We start from the raw sequence: 1,768 nt of genomic DNA on the forward strand, positions 1-1,768 counted from the left end.
TTAATAACGATGGAAAGATTAACCTGTCAGGAAGGTAGATTTTTTATCGCAGTATTAGTCTACTGCTTATTGGCTTTCCTTTAGGACGCGGTCGTTGGGGCCATATACTCATTAAAGCCTCGTCTTTTCCTTTCATATAATTCTCGATCGTATACGTGATATTGATATCCGGTTTTAAAGGTCCTTTTTTCCCTTTCCATACTTCCCAGTATTTCGTCGAGTAGGCAATCACGATGTCTGATTTTGGTAAACTAAATCCCCTTACTTCTCCGTAATGATTAATTGAGCCACTGGTTTCTTCACCAATAAAGGTTGCATTAGAATTTTTCTTCAGTTCAACGGCATTCATCACAGCCGAGGAGAAGGTATTCTTGCCTATCAATACAAAAAAACTGTCTTTTTTATTCAGGTAGCTGTTTTTGATTTGGTCAATAAATGGTGTTAAAATACCGGAATTCCCGCCGTTGTTATACCTTAGATCCAGCACAATTTTATTTGGACGTTCGGCATTGATCAACGTGAACAACTCCTGATTGAATTGATCGAAAGACTTAGCCGGATCTTCCCGGCATGTCGTATAATTAAAATAAAGGATTTTATGAGCAGCGTCATAATCGTACCAATAGTTTCCTGCTTTCTTTTTTGATAGTAGATTGACTGTACCAGCTGTTAGGTTTAATTTTTTTAGGTCATTGCCTTTCGATGACGTCAATTTTATCTTACTGATTTTATTGTTCCGGTCAACAAATGTGAATGCAGCTTCTTTGTCCGAATCGATGATGCCAAGGCCTTTTAAAAAAGCCGGATTGTTGATGAAATGGAGAAGATGATCATTGAAATACGAACGGTTTTCACTTAGGATAGCCTCCTTAAACAAAGCATTAATCTGTTTGAAACTGTGGTTATTGATTGCTACTAATTTGTTCCCCAATAACGATGCAAAAGCTGGATCTATAGCTGTTATATATACTTCATCGTTAAACATATCCAGCTGAATGGGAAGTATCCGATTGAATTTTGCTTCAACAAATGTATGCTCATCTTTTATACTTACCATAAGCCTGAAGAGCGCTACGGTGAAGGTCTCATAATTCAACGAATCCGCTTTGCTGGCAATGTCATCGACGAGCTTCTCAAAGGTGGCTTTTGTGGTTTTAGCAAATAGGTTGGTATGTTTGGCAGGCAATGTTCTTTTTAAAAAATCCAGGTCTTCAAGAAAGTCTGCTTTAGTCAAGGTCTGTGAAAAGCCGAAAGTAGAAACCAAAACAAAGAGGATTGTAAATAGTATTTTATTCATGATCATTTAAATGCAACCTGCGGTAAATAATAGTATAATTTTAGGTTTCCTTGTTAATAAAGATATAAATTTTCTTCAGTAGTGAAAATGGCAGAAGAGGCTGTTTAATCTGTGATTTATATTAATTCTTGGCAAACCTATAATTTAATCCAACCGCAATTCCCAAAACCCGTGCTCGATCAGAATTTCTTTCGGAATGGAAAGGAATGAGTGAGTACATTTTGTAGTGTGGCGCCAGCAAGACAGCAAACTGTTGTGATAATGGAACCTTTGCGCCTAGTCCAATATGGAAACCTATGCCATGCTGCTTGTCTACGTAACTGTTTGCGTTTTGCTGGAAGTGTAACATAGGCCCCGCATTTGCGTAGAGATATTTCAAAAATTTTACCCTGGCGTCTAAAGGGATTTCCCAAATAGAAAGTTCCGAGGAATATTGCATCCGCTCCACGGATGGATCGACTATTCCTGATG

The 1,768-nt window shown here is 37.9% G+C and carries 2 protein-coding genes; both read right to left on the reverse strand.

Annotated elements, in window-relative coordinates; all coding sequences use genetic code 11:
• Positions 1 to 43: 43 nt before the first annotated feature.
• Positions 44 to 1,297, reverse strand: coding sequence for a hypothetical protein (locus B2X72_RS24525; RefSeq protein ID WP_286851886.1), 1,254 nt, complete (start codon positions 1,295 to 1,297; stop codon positions 44 to 46).
• Positions 1,298 to 1,418: 121 nt separating this feature from the next.
• Positions 1,419 to 1,768, reverse strand: a 350-nt coding sequence (locus B2X72_RS24530; protein WP_286851887.1) for a hypothetical protein, incomplete at its 5' end; no start/stop codon positions are given.

The sequence above is a fragment of the Sphingobacterium sp. UBA7253 genome (genome assembly GCF_002472745.1).
GTDB classification, from domain to species: Bacteria; Bacteroidota; Bacteroidia; order Sphingobacteriales; family Sphingobacteriaceae; genus Sphingobacterium; species Sphingobacterium siyangense.